15 protein-coding genes and 1 tRNA gene are annotated in these 19,192 nt (G+C 69.4%); 7 read left to right on the forward strand and 9 right to left on the reverse strand.

The window, feature by feature from the left end; all coding sequences use genetic code 11:
* Positions 1-6: 6 nt before the first annotated feature.
* Complete coding sequence (gene glgC / locus HHAL_RS09415; protein ID WP_011814650.1) at positions 7-1,278, reverse strand: glucose-1-phosphate adenylyltransferase; 1,272 nt, start codon at positions 1,276-1,278, stop codon at positions 7-9.
* 170 nt (positions 1,279-1,448) lie between these two features.
* Here glgC and HHAL_RS09420 point away from each other — a divergent pair, with 170 nt between their 5' ends.
* From HHAL_RS09420 to dinB, 3 genes are read left to right on the forward strand one after another with little or no spacing between them, the layout of a single operon-like run.
* Positions 1,449-2,642, forward strand: coding sequence for a cyclic di-GMP phosphodiesterase (locus HHAL_RS09420; protein ID WP_041595157.1), 1,194 nt, complete (start codon positions 1,449-1,451; stop codon positions 2,640-2,642).
* A gap of 45 nt (positions 2,643-2,687) precedes the next feature.
* Positions 2,688-3,122 (forward strand): small multi-drug export protein, encoded by a 435-nt coding sequence (locus HHAL_RS09425; RefSeq protein WP_011814652.1) that lies wholly within the window; start codon positions 2,688-2,690, stop codon positions 3,120-3,122.
* 11 nt (positions 3,123-3,133) lie between these two features.
* Positions 3,134-4,204: a DNA polymerase IV gene (gene dinB / locus HHAL_RS09430; protein WP_011814653.1), complete on the forward strand. Its 1,071-nt coding sequence runs from the start codon at positions 3,134-3,136 to the stop codon at positions 4,202-4,204.
* On the opposite strand, the gene HHAL_RS12735 is transcribed toward dinB, so the two are convergent.
* The gene (locus tag HHAL_RS12735) at positions 4,197-5,141 is read right to left on the reverse strand and encodes a GGDEF domain-containing protein (protein WP_222702531.1); all 945 of its coding nucleotides are present in this window, start codon (positions 5,139-5,141) and stop codon (positions 4,197-4,199) included. The genes dinB and HHAL_RS12735 overlap by 8 nt on opposite strands.
* 332 nt (positions 5,142-5,473) lie before the next feature.
* On the opposite strand from HHAL_RS12735, the gene HHAL_RS09440 reads away from it, so the two are divergent.
* A complete protein-coding gene (locus HHAL_RS09440; protein ID WP_011814655.1) occupies positions 5,474-6,157 on the forward strand; it encodes an NBR1-Ig-like domain-containing protein in 684 nt (227 codons plus the stop codon).
* On the opposite strand, the gene amrS is transcribed toward HHAL_RS09440, so the two are convergent.
* Positions 6,154-7,278, reverse strand: a complete 1,125-nt coding sequence (gene amrS / locus HHAL_RS09445) for an AmmeMemoRadiSam system radical SAM enzyme (RefSeq protein ID WP_011814656.1) — start codon at positions 7,276-7,278, stop codon at positions 6,154-6,156. The two genes, HHAL_RS09440 and amrS, sit on opposite strands and share 4 nt — an antisense overlap.
* Before the next feature lie 80 nt (positions 7,279-7,358).
* Between amrS and amrB the strand changes: the two genes are divergently transcribed.
* The 3 genes from amrB to HHAL_RS09460 all read left to right on the forward strand — a co-directional run bounded on the left by amrB (position 7,359) and on the right by HHAL_RS09460 (position 8,893).
* Positions 7,359-8,171, forward strand: a complete 813-nt coding sequence (gene amrB / locus HHAL_RS09450) for an AmmeMemoRadiSam system protein B (protein ID WP_081432212.1) — start codon at positions 7,359-7,361, stop codon at positions 8,169-8,171.
* A complete protein-coding gene (amrA, locus tag HHAL_RS09455; protein WP_011814658.1) occupies positions 8,158-8,760 on the forward strand; it encodes an AmmeMemoRadiSam system protein A in 603 nt (200 codons plus the stop codon). Before amrB ends, amrA begins: the two co-directional genes overlap by 14 nt.
* Before the next feature lie 44 nt (positions 8,761-8,804).
* Positions 8,805-8,893 (forward strand) — tRNA-Ser (locus HHAL_RS09460).
* Positions 8,894-9,036: 143 nt separating this feature from the next.
* Here the strand turns inward: HHAL_RS09460 and pap are convergent.
* From pap to ligA, 6 genes are all read right to left on the reverse strand, one after another.
* Positions 9,037-10,530 carry a polyphosphate:AMP phosphotransferase gene (pap, locus tag HHAL_RS09465; protein ID WP_011814659.1) on the reverse strand — a complete coding sequence of 498 codons (1,494 nt, stop codon included), beginning with the start codon at positions 10,528-10,530 and terminating at the stop codon, positions 9,037-9,039.
* A gap of 106 nt (positions 10,531-10,636) precedes the next feature.
* Positions 10,637-11,134: a DUF2867 domain-containing protein gene (locus tag HHAL_RS09470; protein ID WP_011814660.1), complete on the reverse strand. Its 498-nt coding sequence runs from the start codon at positions 11,132-11,134 to the stop codon at positions 10,637-10,639.
* A 25-nt stretch (positions 11,135-11,159) separates the two neighbouring features.
* Entirely contained in the window at positions 11,160-12,680 is a 1,521-nt protein-coding gene (locus tag HHAL_RS09475) for a TolC family protein (RefSeq protein WP_011814661.1), read from the reverse strand.
* Positions 12,667-15,720, reverse strand: a complete 3,054-nt coding sequence (locus tag HHAL_RS09480) for an efflux RND transporter permease subunit (protein WP_011814662.1) — start codon at positions 15,718-15,720, stop codon at positions 12,667-12,669. The genes HHAL_RS09475 and HHAL_RS09480 overlap by 14 nt, the downstream gene beginning before the upstream one ends.
* Complete coding sequence (locus tag HHAL_RS09485; protein WP_011814663.1) at positions 15,717-16,934, reverse strand: efflux RND transporter periplasmic adaptor subunit; 1,218 nt, start codon at positions 16,932-16,934, stop codon at positions 15,717-15,719. Before HHAL_RS09485 ends, HHAL_RS09480 begins: the two co-directional genes overlap by 4 nt.
* Before the next feature lie 100 nt (positions 16,935-17,034).
* Positions 17,035-19,170 carry an NAD-dependent DNA ligase LigA gene (gene ligA, locus HHAL_RS09490; protein WP_011814664.1) on the reverse strand — a complete coding sequence of 712 codons (2,136 nt, stop codon included), beginning with the start codon at positions 19,168-19,170 and terminating at the stop codon, positions 17,035-17,037.
* Positions 19,171-19,192: the final 22 nt, after the last annotated feature.

Below are 19,192 nucleotides of genomic sequence, written 5' to 3' on the forward strand. Positions count from 1 at the left end.
CCGAGTTCAGCGCACGTGGGCCACTTCCTGGCCCAGCATCTCGGCGGTCACCAGCACCACCCCGCCCGGGGTGACGTGGAAGCGCTCACGGTCGGTCTCCAGATCCTCGCCGATGACCATACCCGGCGGGATCCGGCAGCCCTCGTCGATGACCGCGCGGCGGATCCGGCAGCCGTCCTCGACGGTCACCCGCGGCAGGATCACCGCCTCCTGCACCTCGGCCCCCGGACCGACCTTGACCCGGGAGAAGAGCACCGAGCGACGAACCGAGGCGCCGGCGATGATATTCCCTCCCGAAACCATGGAGTCGATGGCCATGCCGCGCTTGCCGCGCTGATCGTGCATGAACTTGGCCGGGGGCAGCTGCGCCTGGTAGGTCCAGATCGGCCACTCGTCATCGTAGAGGTCGAGCTCCGGCTCCTCCTGGATCAGCTCCTGGTTGGCGCGGTAGAAGGCATCCACCGTCCCCACATCCCGCCAGTATGCCTGTTTGCCGCTCACCGGATCACTGAACGGATAGGCCTGGACGTGATCCCGACCGATGGCTGCCGGCAGCACGTCGCGGCCGAAATCCCGCGAACTGGCAAAGTTCTCGGCGTCCTCGCGCAGCACCTGGAGCAGATAGTCGCGGTTGAAGACGTAGATGCCCATGGATACCAGGGCCACGTCGTCGTGGCCCGGCATCGGCTCGGGCTGCTGCGGCTTTTCGGTCAGCGCAGTGACCCGGCCGTCTTCCTGGACGCTCATCACCCCGAAGGCGCGGGCCTGCTCGAGCGTCACCTGCACGCAACCGACCGTAACGTCGGCACCGGACTCAACGTGCCGGGCGATCATCGCCCCGTAATCCATCTTGTAGACATGATCGCCGGCGAGGATCAGCACGTAGCTGGGATCGTGGGCCTGGATGATGTCGATATTCTGGTAGACGGAATCGGCGGTCCCGGAGTACCAGAGCGGCTTGTCCATACGCTGCTGCGCCGGGATCAGCTCGACGAACTCGCCGAACTCGCCGCGCAGGAACCCCCACCCCCGCTGGACGTGCTGGATCAAGGAGTGGGCCTTGTACTGGGTCAGGATGCCCACCCGGCGGATGCCGGAGTTGATGCAGTTGGACAGCGGAAAATCGATCAGCCGGAACTTGCCGCCGAAGGGGATCGCCGGCTTGGTCCGCCAGTCCGTAAGGCTGGAGAGCCGTCCACCGCGGCCGCCGGCCATGATCAACGCGAGGGTCTCACGCGTCAGCCGACTGACAAATCGCGGGTTGCGCTCAAGAAACATGCGACCTCCGGGGCGGGCTCGAACCCGGTCAGGATATAAGGGCGGTGCGGTGATGCCAACGGCTCCCCTCCGAGGGTTACGGGAAATCCCTTTTGCGGTTACCCTAAACGCTGGAAGTGTCATCGCAGGGTCGCGATCCCCGGCAGGGAACCGGGCGGAGGGAAGCAGGCTTGGAGACGCCACCATCCAAGGAAGCGGTCGAGGTACCGGTCGAGGACCTGCGCCCGGGGATGTACCTGGTCGAGCTGGGCGTGAAGTGGGCCATGCACCCCTTCCTGCACAACCAGTTCGAACTCGACACCGCGAGCATCCGCAAGATCCGTGACCTGGGGATTACCCGGGTCAAGGTGGACCCGCGCCGGGGCCGCGGTGCCGCCGACGGCGGATCAGCGAAGGAAGCTGAACCGCCCCCCCGCCGGGCCAGCAAGGCGAAAGGGGATGGCGACGGGCGACGGTGGGCACGCCAGCTCACCCAGGAGGCGCGCTCGGCGGTACGCGATCTGGTGCGCGATGCCCGCGCCGGCCGGGCCCTGCGCATGCAGGATATCGACGAGATCAGCGAGGAACTCTCGGTCGCCCTGTACGAACACCCCGATGCCATGCTCGCCTTCGGGCGCATCCGCTCCCGCGATCAGTACACCTACCAGCATAGCGTCAACGTCGGGGTGTTGCTGATGGCCTTTGCCCGCTACCTCCGCATGCCCGAACCCCACGTGCGCGCCCTCGGCTCCGCCGGCATCGTCCACGACATCGGCAAGACACTGCTGCCGGACGCGATCATCGCCAAACCCGGCCCCCTGACGCCGGAGGAGTACCAGCAGGTTAAGGACCACCCCTGGCGGGGCGCCGAATTGCTGCGCCAGACCCCCGGGGCCACGTCGCTGGCCGTGCGGATCGCCGAGCAGCACCATGAGCGCATCGACGGCACCGGCTACCCCTACGGCCTGAGCGGGCGTGAGCTGAGCATCGAGACCCGCATGGCCGCCATCGTCGACGTCTACGACGCCGTTACCGCCATCCGGTCCTACCACCGCGGCCGCCCCCCCACCGAGGGGCTGCGCATCATTGCCAGTGAGGCCGGCCAGGCCCTCGATGCCACACTGATCCGGCGATTCGTGCGCTGTGTCGGCATCTATCCGCCAGGCTCGCTGGTCCGCCTGTCCACAGGCAAGCTGGCGGTGGTCCTGGAGGCCCATAAACGGGCCGCCGACAAGCCGCGGGTCCGGGTGGTCTACGACATCTCGGCCGAGCGCATGATCGACCCGCCCCCCATCCTGGACCTCTCCCAGGGGCACCCCGCCCACCGCATCGAGCGCGCCGAGGATCCGGCGTCCTGGGCCCTGCCGCCGGAACGCTTCCTCTAGACGATTGGCTTAGAATGGGCCGTTCACTCCCCGACCGGCCCACCCATGGAACTGCTGATCAAGTACACCGTCGTCTTCCTGCTCGCTGCCACGCCGTGGATCGAACTGATGGTCGTCATCCCCATGGGGGCCGCCATGGGTCTGTCGGTCACCCCCCTGACCATCGTGGCCTTCATCGGCAACGCATTACCGGTGTTCGCCATCATCGCCCTGTTCCGCTGGTGGGAGCAGCGGCGGGGGCCAGTACAGCGGCGCTGGAGCGAACGGGCCACCCGGGTCTGGGATCGGTACGGACTCCCGGGGCTGGCGCTGCTCGGGCCGGTGCTCACCGGCATCCACCTGGCGGCGGTGATGGCACTCGCCCTGGGGGCCTGGCGACGGCAGACGGCACAGTGGATGGTCGCCAGCCTGGCGGTATGGGCCGTAGTCACTGGCGTGGTCACCGCCGCCGGGGTGGAGTGGCTGACCCGATCGGACTGAACGGGGCAGCGATGACCTGGCGCAAGATCATCCACATCGACATGGACGCCTTCTACGCCTCGGTGGAGCAGCGCGACGACCCGAGCCTGCGCGGTCAACCCGTGGTGGTGGGCGGCTCCCCCGAAGGACGGGGCGTGGTCGCCGCGGCGAGTTACGAGGCGCGGGCATTCGGCATCCGCTCCGCGCAGCCCGCCGCCTGGGCCCGGCGCCGCTGTCCCGAGGCCATCTTCCTGCGCCCCCGGTTTGACCGCTACCGCGCCATTTCCCGGCAGATTCACGGCATATTCGCCGACTTCGCCACCACCATCGAACCCCTATCCCTCGACGAGGCCTATCTGGATGTCACCGGCTCGCAACGGTTCCGCGGCTCGGCCACCCACATGGCCCAGGCAATTCGCCGGCGCATCCGCGAGGAGACCGGGCTGACGGCCTCGGCGGGGGTGTCGTACAACAAGCTACTGGCCAAACTTGCCTCCGACGAAGGCAAACCCGACGGCCTCTATGTGGTCCCGCCCGAGGACGGGCCGGCGTACGTCGCGGCGCAGCCGATCCGCCGTCTTCACGGGGTCGGCCCCGCCACGGCGGCGCGCCTGGAGCGCCTGGGGATTCGGCAGGTGGGCGACCTGCTGGACTGGGAACTCGCCGACCTGCATGTGTTCCTGGGCAACCGCGCCGGCACCCTGCACGACGCCGCCCGCGGTATCGATCACCGGCCCGTCCGGCCGCGCCGCTCGCGCAAATCCATCGGCGCCGAGCGGACCTTCGGCGATGACACCCGGGATCTTGGGGAAATCCACCAGCGACTGGCGCCACTGATCACCAAGGTGGCCACCCGGCTGGAGCACCACGAGCTGGTCGCCCGCACGGTGACCCTGAAACTCCGCTACGCCGACTTCGAGTCGATCACGCGCCGGGTCTCGCCCCCCGGCCCGGTGGCACAGGCCGCGGACATCGAGGCCCTGATCCCCGCCCTGCTGGCCGAGACCGAGGCCGGCTCCCGGCCGGTGCGGTTGCTCGGCGTCAGCCTGTCGGGACTGCAGCCGAAGCAGCGCGAACAGGATCTGTTCAGCGCACTCACCTGACGCAGATGCTGCCGCCCCCTCGCCGCTTGGCGTCGTACATGGCACCGTCGGCCCGGGCCATGAGCTCCCGGGCACAATCCCCGGCTCGCCAGGCACTCACCCCGACACTCGCCCGACACCCCCCGGGCACCCCTGGGCACTGGGCCAGACGCAGTGCCAAGGCGCGAGCAACGACCTCGGCGCCCGCCTGGTCGGTGTCGCGGCAGAGGATCACGAACTCATCCCCGCCCCAGCGCGCCACGGCGTCCGTCTCCCGAACCCGGGACTTGAGCAGCTCGGCCGCCTGCTGCAGTGCCTCATCGCCGGCCTGGTGGCCACGCTCGTCGTTGAGGGCCTTGAAACCATCCAGATCGAGGAAGATCAGACTGACCGGCGCCGCCGAACGCCGCGCCCGCTCCAGCTCTACTTCCAGGGCCCGCTCCAGACCGCGCCGATTGGTCAGACCGGTCAGCCAATCGACATGCAGCTGCTGGTCGAGCTCCACGATCCGCTGCTCCATGGCTTCCCGGGCGCGGTTGTAGCGCTCCTCGACCATCCGCAGCTCACGCACGGCTCCGGCAATACCACGCAGGCGCACCGGCCCCCCGGACTCGATGGACACCGCCGCCTCGTGCAACGGAGCCACCAGCTGACGGCGCAGCCACAGGCCGAACAACGCCGCCACACCAAGCGCCGTACCAGCCGAGATGAAGGCAACGACATAGGGGGATGATCCGGGTAGATTCCGCTGGTATCCGGTCTCAGGCAGTTGCGGGACGTGGCCGAGCGAAGGATGGGCGGTCAGCAAGGTGGGCGACATGCTCCCCCCCGCCGCGGCAGGCACGTCGGGACCGAGGTACGTGCCCGCCGCCGTGAAGACCACGCCGAAGATCAGGGCGAGCAACAACCCACCCAGCATGATCAGCGAACACAGCGGGATCCCTCGCAAAAGAGCCACCTCGGAAATCCATTCCACACCGGGGACAGACGCCCCTCCGCCCGCATCCCAGCTGGCCGAAGTCAGGGCAGTACAGCCCCCCGTATCGGGCCGAACCGTCAGGCCGGAGCCTGCAGGGCCCGAAACTGCACTGCCCTGACTTCGGCCAGCTTGCGCACGGGCAATGCTATCCCCTTGACACCGCGGGTTGCCATGCGAGCGGTGCGAGTCGTCCAAATCTCTAGACACCTCCCCCAGATTCCCCACTATGAAAAAGGGAACCACCGCACTACCCTAGATTTAGAGGAAGCCAAGCCACACGGAATCCATGGACGAGGGCGACATCGGAGCTCATGCAGACGGAACTTGAGCAGTACATCCGCAAGACTGCCCGGGAGCGCGGGCTCCCCCTGGCGGAGCTGGCGCGGCGGGCCGGCATGAGCCGCCAGGCCCTCTACGACGCCTGGCAGCCGGGGCGTTACCCGAGCATGAGCACCATCGTGCGCATCGCCAACGCGCTGGAGGTCCACCCCCTGGCACTGCTCGAGCCCATGTTCCGCAACGATTCCAACGCCACCGGCGTCACGGAGACCGTCGAGAACGGCGTCGACCGCAGCGGCTTCATCGGCGACCTCAACTACCCGGACGGCGCGCCGGTACTGGCCGGCAGTCGCTTTCGCAAGGGCTGGCAGTTGCAGAACCTGGGCGACCGGCCTTGGGTCGACCGCTACCTGGCCTGTCAGGACGAGGATATCCGCATCCTCGACACCGCAGGCACGCCCCGGGAGATCGGGGCCCGCCTGGTCCCGCTGCAACCTTCAGTGCCAATCCCGCGGACTGAACCCGGGGAACGGGTCACCCTGGAGGTGGACTTCACAGCTCCGCAAACCCCGGCCACTGTCATCTCCTACTGGAAGATGACCTTCGCCGACGGCTCCCTGTGCTTCCCGGACGCCCGCGGTGTCTGGGCCAAGATCCGCGTCATCGCACCGGTTGGCAGCGCTTCAAGGACCGACGGCGGGCGGGAGACGGACTAGCTGCCGATACGCACCGGCCGGCGCCGGCCCGACCACTCGCCGGGCCGAGCCGCGAACAACCCGGCGCAGTTCGCCCCGCAGCGCTGGCAGGCGCCGTGCGCGTCCAGCTGCCAGGCACCGAGTTCGTAACGATGCCGTTCGATGAGCCGCTCGCCGCAGGCGTGGCAGTAGGTCGTCCCGCCCTCCGGATCGAGGACGTTGCCGGTGTAGACGTAGCGCAGCCCCTGCGCCAGTGCGACCGCCCGGGCACGCTTCAGGGTCTGCGGTGGCGTCTGCGGTCGATCCATCATGCGGAACGCCGGAAGGAAGGCGGTAAAGTGCAGCGGCACCTCCGCCCCGAGGTGTTCCAGGACCCACTGCGCCATGGCCTCGATCTCGGCATCGGCATCGTTCTCCCCAGGGATGAGCAGCGTGGTGAGCTCCAGCCAGCAGTCGGTCTCGTGGCGAATGTAGCGCAGCGTATCCAGCACCGGCCCCAGGTGGGCACCGGTGAGCCGGTGGTAGAAACGCTCGGTGAAGGCCTTCAGATCGACATTGGCGGCATCCATCCCGGCGAAGAACTCGGCCCGCGGCTGCGGGCATATGTACCCGGCGGTGACCGCAACCGTGCGGATGCCGCGCTCGCGACACGCCGCCGCCACGTCGACCGCGTACTCGTGGAAGATCACCGGGTCGTTGTAGGTGAAGGCCACGCTCTGCGCCCCGTTCGCCGCCGCTGCGGCAGCGATCTGCTCCGGCTCGGCCCGGTCGGCCAGGATGTCCATCTCCCGGGACTTGCTCATATCCCAGTTCTGGCAGAACTTACAGGCCAGATTGCAGCCGGCCGTACCGAAGGAGAGCACCGCCGAACCGGGCAGGAAGTGATTCAGCGGCTTCTTCTCGATGGGATCGATACAGAAGCCGCTGGAACGGCCGTAGGTGGTCAGCACCACCTCACCGCCACGGGCCATACGCACGAAGCACAGCCCCCGCTGGCCTTCCTTCATCCGGCAGTGACGCGGGCACAGATCGCACTGCACCCGACCGTCGTCACACCGGCCCCAGAAGCGCGTGGCCACGACGGACGGGTCGTCCGGGTCGCGCGCTCTTACCACAGGGGGAGATGCCTGATGCATGGCCATCGTGAAACCGTGCTCGTCTTCTATCGTCTAAAGTTTAGACGGATCCATACCGACTACGGTTCCCGCGTCATCGGAGGTCAATGGCCATGCACGAGACCACGCCCAAGGTTCGGCCGCCCGCCGTCGCCGGGCGCTTCTACCCCGGCGAGGCCGAGACCCTGCGACGGGCCGTCCGGGAGCTCCTGGCCGAGGCCGGGGAGCCGGAACGGGATCCGACCCGAGCGCCCCACGCCATGGTGCTCCCCCACGCCGGCTACCCCTTCTCGGGCGCTGCGGCGGCCCGGGGCTATCAGCGCATCGTGCCAATCCGCGAGCAGCTTCGGCACGTGGTGTTGCTCGGCCCGGCGCACTTCGTCGATCTAAGCGGCATCGCACTGCCCGCAGCCGACGCCCTGGCCACCCCGCTGGGGACAGTGCCGGTCAGTGCGACGCTGCGTGAGCGGGCATTGGAACACCCCGGCGTCCACATCGACGACTCGGCCCACGAGCGCGAGCACAGCCTCGAGGTCCACCTGCCCTTCCTGCAGACCCTGCTCGACGACTTCGACGTCCTGCCGCTGGTGGTCGGCCGGGGCCCGGCGGAATCCTGTGGACGCCTGATCGAACAACTCTGGCAGGACGATACCCTGGTGGTGGTCAGCTCGGACCTGAGCCACTTCCACGACGACCCCACCGCTCGGCGGCTCGACGCCGAGACCACCGCCGCCATCGAGGCCGGCACCTTCGAGCAGATCACCCCGGAGCGGGCCTGCGGTGCCGCGCCCCTGCGCGGCCTGCTCTGGTTCGCGCGCAAGCACGGGCTGCAGACGCAGGCCATCGCCCAGTGCAACTCCGGCGACGTCACCGGGGATCGCTCCTCCGTCGTAGGGTACGGCAGTTATGTCGTCCACTGAGCAGGAACCGATCGGCACTGATCTACCGGCGGAGCACGGGGCCCTCCTGCCCCGCTTCGCCCGGCAGAACATCGCCCACCAGCACGAGGTGGGCGAGCCACTGCCCATCGCCTCTGGGCTGCCGGAGAGCCTCACCCGTCCCGGCGCAGCCTTCGTCTCGCTCCACCATGACGACGGCCTGCGCGGCTGCATGGGCACCTTGCTCCCCAAGCGCCCGCTGGTGAACAGCGTCATGGACTCGGCCCTGGACGCCGCCTTCAACGACCCGCGCTTCGAGGCGGTCGGCCGCGATGAGTTGAACGCGCTGACCGTCAAGGTCGCCGTCCTCGGCCCGGCGCGGCCCCTGGAGGTGTCGGACGAACAACAACTGCTGGCCGAGCTGGTCCCCGGCGAGGACGGCCTGATCCTCCACGACGGCCTGCGCCGCGCCACCTTCCTGCCGGCGGTCTGGGAGGCCCTGCCGGAGCCACAGGACTTCCTCATCCAGCTCAAGCTCAAGGCCGGCCTGCCGCCGGATCACTGGTCCGAGAACATTCAGTTCGCCCGCTACCGCTCGGTCACCTTCACTGACCCACCGCGCGGCGGCTGACGGTCTTGCAGGAATCCGCCCACTCTGGCGTAATAGAGGGCTTCGGAAGGGTGGCCGAGTGGTCGAAGGCGGCTGACTCGAAATCAGCTGTGGGTCCTGCCCACCGGGGGTTCGAATCCCTCCCCTTCCGCCAGTTATCCTCGTGAATCAGAACGACCTCCCTGTAACAACGTCTTCACGGATCGACCCACACCGGGCGGAGTCCTGAACGGCGCCTGCGAGGGAAACTCGCTTGTGTGACCTCGGTCTATGAAGCCAACTCCGCCCCCCCCGCATTCAGCCCTCCCCCAGCGCCGCGCGCAGCCGATCGCAGACCGTCTGGAGCACCTTGATGCGCGCGAAGCGCTTGTCGTCGCCCTCGACCAGGGTCCATGGGGCGTATTCGGTGCTGGTGCTGGTAATCATCTCGTCGACGGCGTCCTTGTAGAGCGGCCACTGCTCGCGGTTGCGCCAGTCTTCGTCGGTAATCTTGTACTGCTTGTGCGGGGTGTTTTCCCGCTCGCGGAAGCGCCGCAGTTGCTCCTCCTCGCTGACGTGGAGCCAGAATTTGAGCAGGATGGAGCCGTTTTCGGCCAGCTGTTCCTCGAAGTCGTTGATCTCGGCGTAGGCGCGGCGCCACTCGGGCTCGCTGGCAAAGCCCTCGACGCGCTCGACGAGCACGCGCCCATACCAGGAGCGGTCGTAGATGATGATGTGGCCGGCGCGCGGCAGTTGGCGCCAGAAGCGCCACAGGTAGTGGTGTGCCCGCTCCTCATCGGTCGGGGCGGCGATGGGAATGGTGCGGTAGAGGCGCGCGTCGAGCGCTTGGGCCAGGCGGCGGATGGCACCGCCCTTGCCGCCGGCGTCGACCCCTTCGAAGACAAGCACCGTGCTCCGCCGGCTTTTGTAGGCCTGCCAGGCCAGTTCGTTGAGCTCGCGCTGGTAGCGCTTCAGCGCCTGCTTGTAGGCCTCGCGCTCGAGGGTCTGGGTCAGGTCCAGCTGGCCGAGCCGTGACGTCGGCGCGCTCGTCGAATCGGGCGGATCGAGGGACGGGGGCGCCGCCGCGGACTCCGGGGGGAACGGCTGCTGCAGCCGATTGCGGATGGCCTGGAGCAGGGTCTGGCCGACGGTGAGATCGCGATAGCGCCGGTCCGCGGCCTCGATCAGATACCAGGGCGCCAGACCGCTGTCGGTCCGGCGAATGACCCGCTCGGCGACGGCCTCGAAGCGCTGATACTGGGCGCTGAACTTGGCCTTCTTGGGCCGCATCCGCCAGCGGCTGCGCGGGTCGCCCGAGAGCTGCTTGAGCCGCTTCTTCTGATCCGCCTCCGAGAGGTGGAACCAGAACTTCACCACCAGGGCGCCATCGAGGGTCAGTGAGCGCTCGAAATCGGTGATGCGCCGGAGCTCGGCATCGAGCGCTGCGTCGTCGCAGACGCCGCCGAAGCGCTCCTCGATCGGTGCCAGGTACCAGCCGCCGAACAGGATGGCGATCTCGCCGCGCGGCGGCAGCGCCCGCCAGAAGCGCCAGTAGCGCGGCCGCTCGCGCTCCTCGTCGCTGGACTCCCAGAACGCGAAGGTCTGCACGCCGCGGGTGTCGAGCCACTCGTTGAGGCGGTTGACCACCTCGCCCTTGCCGGCGGCTTCGACCCCGGCGACGATGACGATGACCGGGATCTGGCTGTCCCGCAGGGCGCGCTGGGCCTCCAATAGCTCCACCCGCAGCGCATCCCGCTGCGCCTTGAACGCCTGTTTGTCGACCCTGTGGCCGACCTTGGCTACCTCGAACATCGAACCTGTACCCGCTTGCGCCGTGGTGTCGAATGCTCGACGGATGCGGCCCCTTCATCGCACAGGACGGTCCGCTCCGCTTGCGGTCGCGACCGATCCGGCCGACTCAGCCCGCGAACTGCCTTTCTGCCCGTCGGCAGATTGCCCGTGCCAGCCCCTTGAACAGCACGGCGTGCGCCGGCTCCATGGCGTACCAGTACATGCGCCCCGGCACCCCCCGCGGGGACCAGTACGCCGTCACCCGCACCTGGGTTTCCCGCCGCTCGTGGGGCTGCACGGTAAACTCGAGCACTCCGGTGCCCGGGGCCTTCATGCCGAAGCCGAGCGCCAGGCGCTCCTGGGGCTCCACCACCAGCACCCGCCAGGAGTCGATGACGTCGCCGGGGCGCAGATCGGTGTGCAACGGCCGCCCCCGACTGAGCCCGCGGCCGCCGAGCAGCGCATCCAGGGACTCGCGCAGGCTCCACAGCGGGTTCATGTAGTAGTAGCGGTTGGGCCCACCGATGGACACGCACTGCTCCCAAACCGCCGGCAGCGGTGCCGCGGTGGTCGCGCTCGCCCCGGCCCGGAAGGGGAAGCGCGGGTAGTCCAGCGGATTGGTCATAGGCGACGGCTCCTTGTTTGCGATGTCAGCGCGGGACGACATCGTCGGTCGCCGACTGGATGCCGCGACGCTCGAGCAACGTGCCATCCAGTCGGTAGAGCTCGACCAACGCCGTGCGGTACTCCGCCTGCGCCGCTGCCTCGTTGATGCGGCTCTCGAGCAGATCACGCTGGGCCTGGACCACGGCGAAGGCCGTGGCATCCCCGGCCCGGAAGCGCTCGTCCGCCGCGCGCACCTGCTCCTCCCGGGCGCGGCGGGTGGCACCGCTGGCCTCGATCTGTGCAGCCGCCCGCTGCAACTCCAGGTGCGCTGTGCGGACATCGTGCCTGACCAGCCGGGCCATGTTGCTCAGACTCAGATTGGCCTGGTTGCGAAGCGTCAGCGCCTGGCGGTGCTCGGCCTCGGGGGCCCGGTTGGTGAGTGAGCGGCCCAGGGAGATGCCCACCTGGGCGTCGTAACTGGAGCCGTCCAGATCTCGGGGCGCCCCGCTGAAGGAGTCGGCGTAACCACTGCTACCCAGCTGGATAAACAACTCCAGCTCGGGCAACAAGCCATTCCGCGTCTGGGTAACCTGCAGGTTCTCGCTGCGCAGGTCCAGCCGGGCCTGATTGAGTTCCGGGCGCCGCTCCAGGGCCAGGGCCAGATGCTCGGCCACCGGATCCGGCTCGACCACCAAGCGCTCCGGGTCGGTGAGCGGCTCGATCTCGCGATCCTCCCGGAGCTGATCCTCGCTGCCGATCAGCCGCAGCAACTCCAGCCGCGCCGCCTCGCGCCGGCTGCGGGCATCGATCAGCTCCTGACGGCGTAGCGCGGCCTCGGACTCCAGCGGCGCCAACTCGGTCTCGGCCAGATCCCCCAAACGGACCCGCTCCTCGGCCCGCTGCACCTCTTCCTCGGCCAGATTCAGGGACTCCTCGAAGATGGCGATCTCGCGATCGGCAAGGGCGAAATCCCAGTACGCCGCCTCGACGTCCGCCACCAGCTGCTGGGCAAAGCCCTGCAGCTCGTGCTCGGAGCGCAGGGTCTCCAGCTCCGCCTGGCGCAGGCTGACCAGGTTGACCTCGCGCCCCCGGCCCTGGAGAAGCTGCTGGCTGAGCCGCAGCTGCAGACCACTGGTGTGCAGCTCCTGACCACTGGCGCGATCCTCGTCAAAATCCTGGACCGCAGACAGGCGCCAGTCAGCGCCGATGGGCAGCCGCTGACCAATACCGACCGATAAGCCCACATCGGTACGGTCGGTATCCCGCGCCTGCCCCGTCTCAAGGCCGATCTGCTCCAGTTGCCGGCGGCGGTAGTCGCCCTCGACAAAGACCTCCGGATCGAACGCCCCCAGCTCGATCTGCTCGAAGGTACCGGCGACCACCGGCCCCAGGCGCTCGGCCTGGAGGGCCGGATTGTGCTCGACGGCGCTGTAGACCGCTTCCTCGAGACTCAGCCCCCAGGTGTCATCGGCCTCGGCCACCGCGCGGCCGGCCAGCACCACTAGAACACCGCCAACGAGCAGGCTCCCCAGGGGCCCGCGCCAATCGGGCTTACACCGTCGCATGCCGTCTGCCCTTCGCTGTGTGGAACAGGGTAAAGACCACCGGGATGACCACCAGCGTGATCAGCGTCCCGGTGATCAGCCCGCCGAGCACGGCCCGGGCCATGGGCGCCTGGGCCTCGGCGCCCTCGCCGATGCCCAGGGCCAGGGGCAACAGGGCCAGGCCGGTGGTCAGCGAGGTCATCAGCACCGGGCGCAGGCGCCGTCGTCCGGCGATCAGCACGGCCTGGCGCGGCGGGGCCCCGCGCACCAGGCTGCGGTTGGCCCGATCCACCAGCAGGATGCCGTTGTTCACCACGATCCCCGCCAGCAGGATGATACCGATGAACGACTGCGCGCTAATGGTGGTGCCGGTGGCCCAGAGCATGCCCACTACGCCGACGCCGGCCAGCGGCACCGTGAACATCACCACCAGGGGATTGCGCAGCGACTCGTAGAGTGAGGCCATGACCATGTAGACCAGAGCCACCGCCAGCAGCAGGGTGACGGTCAGCTGCCGGAGCGCCTCGGCCTGCTCCTCGTAGTCGCCCCCGATGCGCCAACCGTAGCCCCGCGGCACCGGCACCCGGGCCAGCTCGGCCCGGGCGTCGGCCACCACCGACCCGAGATCGCGACCGCTGATGTTGGCCTGCAGCGTGGTCACCCGCTGGCGATCCCGCCGCTCGATGGTCAGCGGCGACTCGCCCTCGGCCACATTGACCAGGCTGCGCAGGGCCACTGGCTCACCGCTGCGATTCGGCACGGTGAGATCGAGCAGCTCCTCGCGCTCGATCTGTCGGGCGTCGGCCAGGCGCACCTGGATGGCCACCTCCTCGCCGGTGTCCCGGTAGAGTCCGGCACGCGTCCCGGCCACCGCGGCCTCGATGGTATTGGCGATACGGCTCACCGATACGTCCATATCCGCGGCCCGGGCCCGGTCGATGTGCAGCTGCTCCTCCGGCGCCGAGCGGTCCTGGCCCACCCGCACGTCGGTCACGCCCTCCACCCGGCTGACCCGCTCCTCCATGGCGCCAGCCAGGCGATCTAGCGTCTCGCGCTGGAAACCGAACACCTCGATGGTCAGCTCCTCGCCCTCGGCGCCGAAACCGCCGCGGGTCGGCCGCGTCTGCCGGGCCCGCACGCGCACCTCGGCGCCGGGCGTGGCCTCAAAAGCCTCGCGCAGGTCGTCGGCCACCGCCTCGGTGCTGCGCTCGCGCTCGGTGACGGAGACCAACGAGAAGTCCAGCCGACTGGTATCCCCGCCCCCGGCACGAAACCCACCCGTCCCGGAGCTGGAGACCCAGTGCTCCGCCTCGGGGACCATGGCTGCCGCCCGCTGTTCGATCGCTCGCATGCGCTCGTCCATGAACGCCAGCGACGCCCCGGGCTCCCACTCGAAGGTCATGCGGATATCGCCCTCATCGGTGCCGGGCATCAGCTCCGTACCCAGCCGCGGCACGATGGCCACAGCCAGGACCACCAGCGCGGTAGCCAGCGCCATCACCGCCCCGCGGCGGGTGAGCACACCGCCGAGCAGCAACCGGTAACCGCGCTCCAGGGCCCGGTACCAGGCCACCCGGGCCACGCCCTCGGGGCGCTGGGGCAGCCGCGCGGCGAGCATCGGCACCACGGTAAAGGCGACAATCAACGAGCCGAACAGGGCGAAGCCGACCACCCAGGCGAGCTGCGTGAACAGCGCCCCGGCGATCCCCTCCAGGAAGATCAGCGGCACGAAGATCGCCAGTGTCGTCAGGGTGCTGGCGGTCACCGCCGGGGCCACCTCCAGGGTGCCGTTGACCGCCGCCTCGAAGGCGGCCACCCCGCGTTCCCGGCGGGCCATGATCGACTCCAGCACCACGATGGCGTTGTCGACCATCAGCCCGACACCGAGGGCGATGCCGCCCAGGGTCATGAGGTTCAGGGTAAAACCGGCGAAGTAGACCAGGGCGAAGGTGGTCACCAGCGAGACCGGGATGGCCACCGCGGCCACCATGGCCGCACGCAGGTCGCGCAGGAAGATCAGCAACACCACCAGCGCCAGCACCCCACCGAGCAGGATCGCCCGCCCCAGGTTCTGCATCGAACGCTCGATGTAGACGGCGGTATCCCGCACCGGCGTCAGACTGACCTGGGGCAGCTCACTGCGCAGCTGCTCCAGCTCGCCGCGCACCCGTTCCGCCGTGGCTACGGTGTTGGCGTCGGAGCGGCCCCGGACGGCCAGACGGATTCCGGGCTCCCCATCGATGCGGATGCGCCGGGTCTCCTGCTCATGGGTATCCCGCACCTGCGCCAGCTGCCCGAGACGGACCAGCGACCCGTCATCCCCGCGGGCCACCGGCAGCTCCTGTAGGGCGTCCAGATCGGTCACCCGCCCCGGTACGCGCAGCCCCAGCTCTAGGCGTCCCTCCGCCCGGCGCCCAGCAGCCACTTCGAAGTCGGCATCGGCGATGGCCTCGCGAACGTCTTCCAGCGAGAGCTGTGCGGCGCGCAGACGCCCCGGGTCCACGGCGATCTCGATCTCCCGCTCGAGCCCACCCCAGATATCCAGCGCCCCGACCCCGGGGACGCGCTCCAGGCGGTCGCGGATGCGGTCCTCGGCCAGGGAGCGCAGTTCAATCGGGTCGAGTTCGGCGGAGAGCCCGATGACCAACACCGGCCGATCGGAGAGATCCAGGAAGCGCAGCCGGGGTCGATCGGCCTCGTCGGGCAGGTCGCGGATGATCCGGTCGAGGCGCTCGCGGATGTCGTTGGCGGCTGCCTCCAGCTCCGTACCCCAGGCGAAAGAGAGGCTCACGTCGCCCTGATCCTCGGCGGAGACCGACTCGATGCGCTCCACGCCGGCCACCGGCGCCACGGCGTTCTCGATGGGCTCGACGATCTGCGACTCCACCTCCTCGGGACCGGCACCGGGGTAATTGGTGCTGATCCGCAGGGTGGGGTAGTCGATCTCCGGCAACAGGTCTACCGGCAGACGATCGAGGGCATTGAGCCCCAGGGTCACGGCGATCAGCGTCACCATGACGGTGAACACCGGCCGTCGGGCACAGAAGGCGGCGATCCTCACGGTGCGGCCACCTCGGCGGCCTGCTCTCCCACCACCTCGACCCGGCTGCCATCGGCGAGCAGATGCTGGCCCAGGGTCACCACGTGGCCCGTGAGGGCCTCGCCGTCCTCCTCGTCACGCGGGCGCACCTCGATCCGCCCTTCGGCACGCAGCCCGGTCTCCACCGGCATCAGGCGCACCCGCGGGGCGTCTTCTCCCTCTTCAAGCAGGAAGACCGAGGGTTGTCCGCCACGCTGCACCACCGCCTCGCGGGGAACGGTGCGAACATCCTCGGCCCGGCCAACCTCCACGGCCAGACGGGCGAACATCCCCGGACGCAGTTGGCCCTCCGGGTTGGGCACGGTGAACTCGACCCGGGCCTGGCGCAGGGTGGCGCTGAAAAGCGGGGCCAGCCGGGCCACCTCGGCCTCGAACTCGGTGTCCGGGTACCCCTCGACGCGCAAGCGTGCCGACTGCCCGGGCATCAGACGGGCGTACTCTCGCTCGGTAACGAACGCCTCGGCTCGCAGTTCGGAAATGTCGAGCAAGGTCAGCATCGCCTCACCAGCGCTGACCGTAGCGCCGGGGTCCTTGAACCGCTCGCCGACCACCCGCTCGCCCTCGTCCCAGTCGGCGCGGATCTCGGTGAAGGAGCGGCGGATCTGCGCGGCGCTCAGCGTCGCCTGCTGCTGCGCAATCTGCGCCCGGGCCAGCTGCACCCGGCTGCGCTCGGCGGCCACTTGCGCCTCGGCGGCCTCCAGTTCCGCCGCCGAGGCGATCTGGCGCTCGCGAAGCTCGCGGGTGCGATTCAGATCCCGCTCAGCAGACTCCAGGGCGGCCTGGCTCTCGGCAAGCTGCGCCCGGGCCACCTCGAGCCCCGCCTCGGCCTCGGCCACCTCCTGCGCCACCTCTTGGTCGTCGAGCCGGGCGATCAGATCCCCGGGCTCGAGGGTGTCACCGATGCGCACCTCCAGGCTGCGCAGCTCGCCGGTGACCTTGGGGGCCAGCTCGTAGCGCACCGCAGCCTCGAGATTGCCGTCGAACCGACGAACATCCGCCAGATCGCGGCGCTCGACGGCGTCGACCTCGACGGCCACGGCGGCGGTCTCCCGCCCCTCGCCGGTGGGGCCGGTGCCGAGATCGGCACGAAACAGGGCCACCGCCCCGAGGAGGATCAGGGCACTGGCAACCCACAGGAGGACGGTCTGGAGGCGGGTACGCGGTCTGGAGGGCATGGAATATCGGTCGACTTACCTGGTCTGGAGCTGCGGCAAAGTATACCAACCCCCTCCGCCACTCCGGGTGGATACGGGCCGAGACCGGCTGCGGTCACGGTCAGGCCCCGGCGCCAGCGAGGAGTTCACGCAGGCCGGATTCGTTCACGACTTCGACACCGAGTTCGCGGGCCTTGTTCAGTTTGCTGCCGGCATCGGCCCCGGCCACCAGGTAGTCGGTCTTGCGCGAGACGCTGCCGGTCACCCGGCCGCCGCACGCCTCGATAGCGGCCTTGGCCTCGTCCCGGGTCATGGTCTCCAGGGTGCCGGTCACCACAAAGGCCCGCCCGGCCAGCGACGAAACCGACTCGGCCTGCTCGGGCGGATCCGGCTCGGGCCAGTGGACCCCGGCGGCGCAGAGGTGATCCACCACCTGCCGGTTGTGCGGCTCGGCGAAGAAGCCGGCGATGGCCCGGGCGACCACCGGCCCCACGTCTTCGATGGCCTCCAGATCGTCGGCCGGCGCCGCCATGACCCGCAGCAGCGCCTCGCTGGTGATGGCCGTTTGCGCATCCAGACCGGCTGCCGCGCGCAGCGCCGCCCGATCGCCACGGGGGACCGCGACCATCAGGCCGTAGGCCGCCTCGGCCAGGCGGCGGGCGGTCACCTCGCCGACATGGGGGATCCCCAGGGCGTAGAGGAAACGCGCCAGCGTTGTGCTCCGCGCCCGGTCCAGGGCGGCGAGCAGGTTGTCGGCGGACTTGTCGCCCATGCGCTCGAGCCCGGCCAGCTGGGCGTGGCCAAGCCGGAACAGGTCGGCCAGGTCCACCACCAACCCCTTGGCCACCAGCTGCTCGACGATCTTCTCGCCGAGTCCGTCGATATCCAGGGCCCGCCGCGAGGCGAAGTGCAGGATGGCCCCCTCGCGCTGCGCCGGGCAGTAGAGGCCGCCCACGCAACGGTGGGCCGCCTCGCCCTCGATGCGCTGAACCGCCGACCCGCACTCCGGGCACGCCTGCACCCGCTCCTCGAAGCGCCACGGCTGCGCCCCCTCCGGCCGCTTCGCCAGCACCACGTCGGTGATCTGCGGGATCACGTCGCCGGCCCGGCGCACCATCACCGTATCGCCCTCGCGCACGTCCATACGCGCGAGTTCGTCGGCGTTGTGGAGGCTGGCCCGGGCGACGGTCACCCCACTCACCTCGACCGGCTGCAGGCGGGCCAGCGGGGTGATCTTGCCGGTGCGCCCCACCGAGGGGACGATCGCCTCGACCACGGTGGTCGCCTCGCGGGCCGGCAGCTTGAAGGCCAGCGCCCAGCGCGGCGCGCGGGCGGTGAAGCCGAGCTGCTCGCGAACGGCCAAGTCGTCGACCTTGAACACGGCCCCGTCGATCTCGAAGGGCAGCGCATCCCGCTCCTCGATGAGCCGATCCCGGTAGGCCTGGCAGGCCGACACACCCTCCAGGTGCTCCAGCGGGGCGGTGGTGCGAAACCCCCAGCCGGCCAGGCACTCCAGCACCTGCCAATGGCTCTCCACCCCCAGGGCCAGCGGGTCACCGACGCCGAAGGTGAACAGGGTCAGCGGCCGCCGCGCCGTGATGCGCGGGTCGAGCTGGCGCAGGGACCCGGCCGCGGCGTTACGAGGATTGGCGAAGGGCCGTTCGCCGGCGTCGAGGCGCGCCTGATTGAGCCGTTCGAAGTCCTCCTTGCGGATCACCACCTCGCCACGGACCTCCAGGCGCCCCGGGTAGCCATCACCACGCAGGCGCAGGGGGACGCTGCGCAGTGTCCGCACATTGGCGGTCACGTCCTCGCCGGTGTGACCGTCGCCACGGGTCCCGGCCCGCACCAGCTCGCCATCCTGGTAGGTCAGGCTCAGCGAGATGCCGTCGAGCTTCGGCTCACCGGTATAGACGACGCTGGCCACGCCCAGCCGGTCACGGATACGGCGGTCGAAATCCACCAGATCGTCAGCCTCGAAGGCGTTGTCCAGGGAGAGCATGGGGGTGTCGTGGACAACCGCCTCAAACCCCTCCTGGGCCGTACCCGCGACCCGCTGGGTGGGCGAGTCGGAGCTGACCAGGTCGGGGTAGGCGGCCTCCAGGCGCTGGAGCTCCCGGAACAGGGCGTCGTACTCGGCATCCGAGATCGTCGGTCGATCGAGGACGTAGTAGTGGTAGTCGTGCTCGCTGATCTCGCCGCGCAGCTGCGCCATGCGCTGCTGCGCCTGCTCGCGGGTCGCGGTGGGTTCAGCCACGGGCTCTCCAGTCGGGGTCGAG

Source organism: Halorhodospira halophila SL1 (assembly GCF_000015585.1).
Taxonomy (GTDB): Bacteria; Pseudomonadota; Gammaproteobacteria; order Nitrococcales; family Halorhodospiraceae; genus Halorhodospira; species Halorhodospira halophila.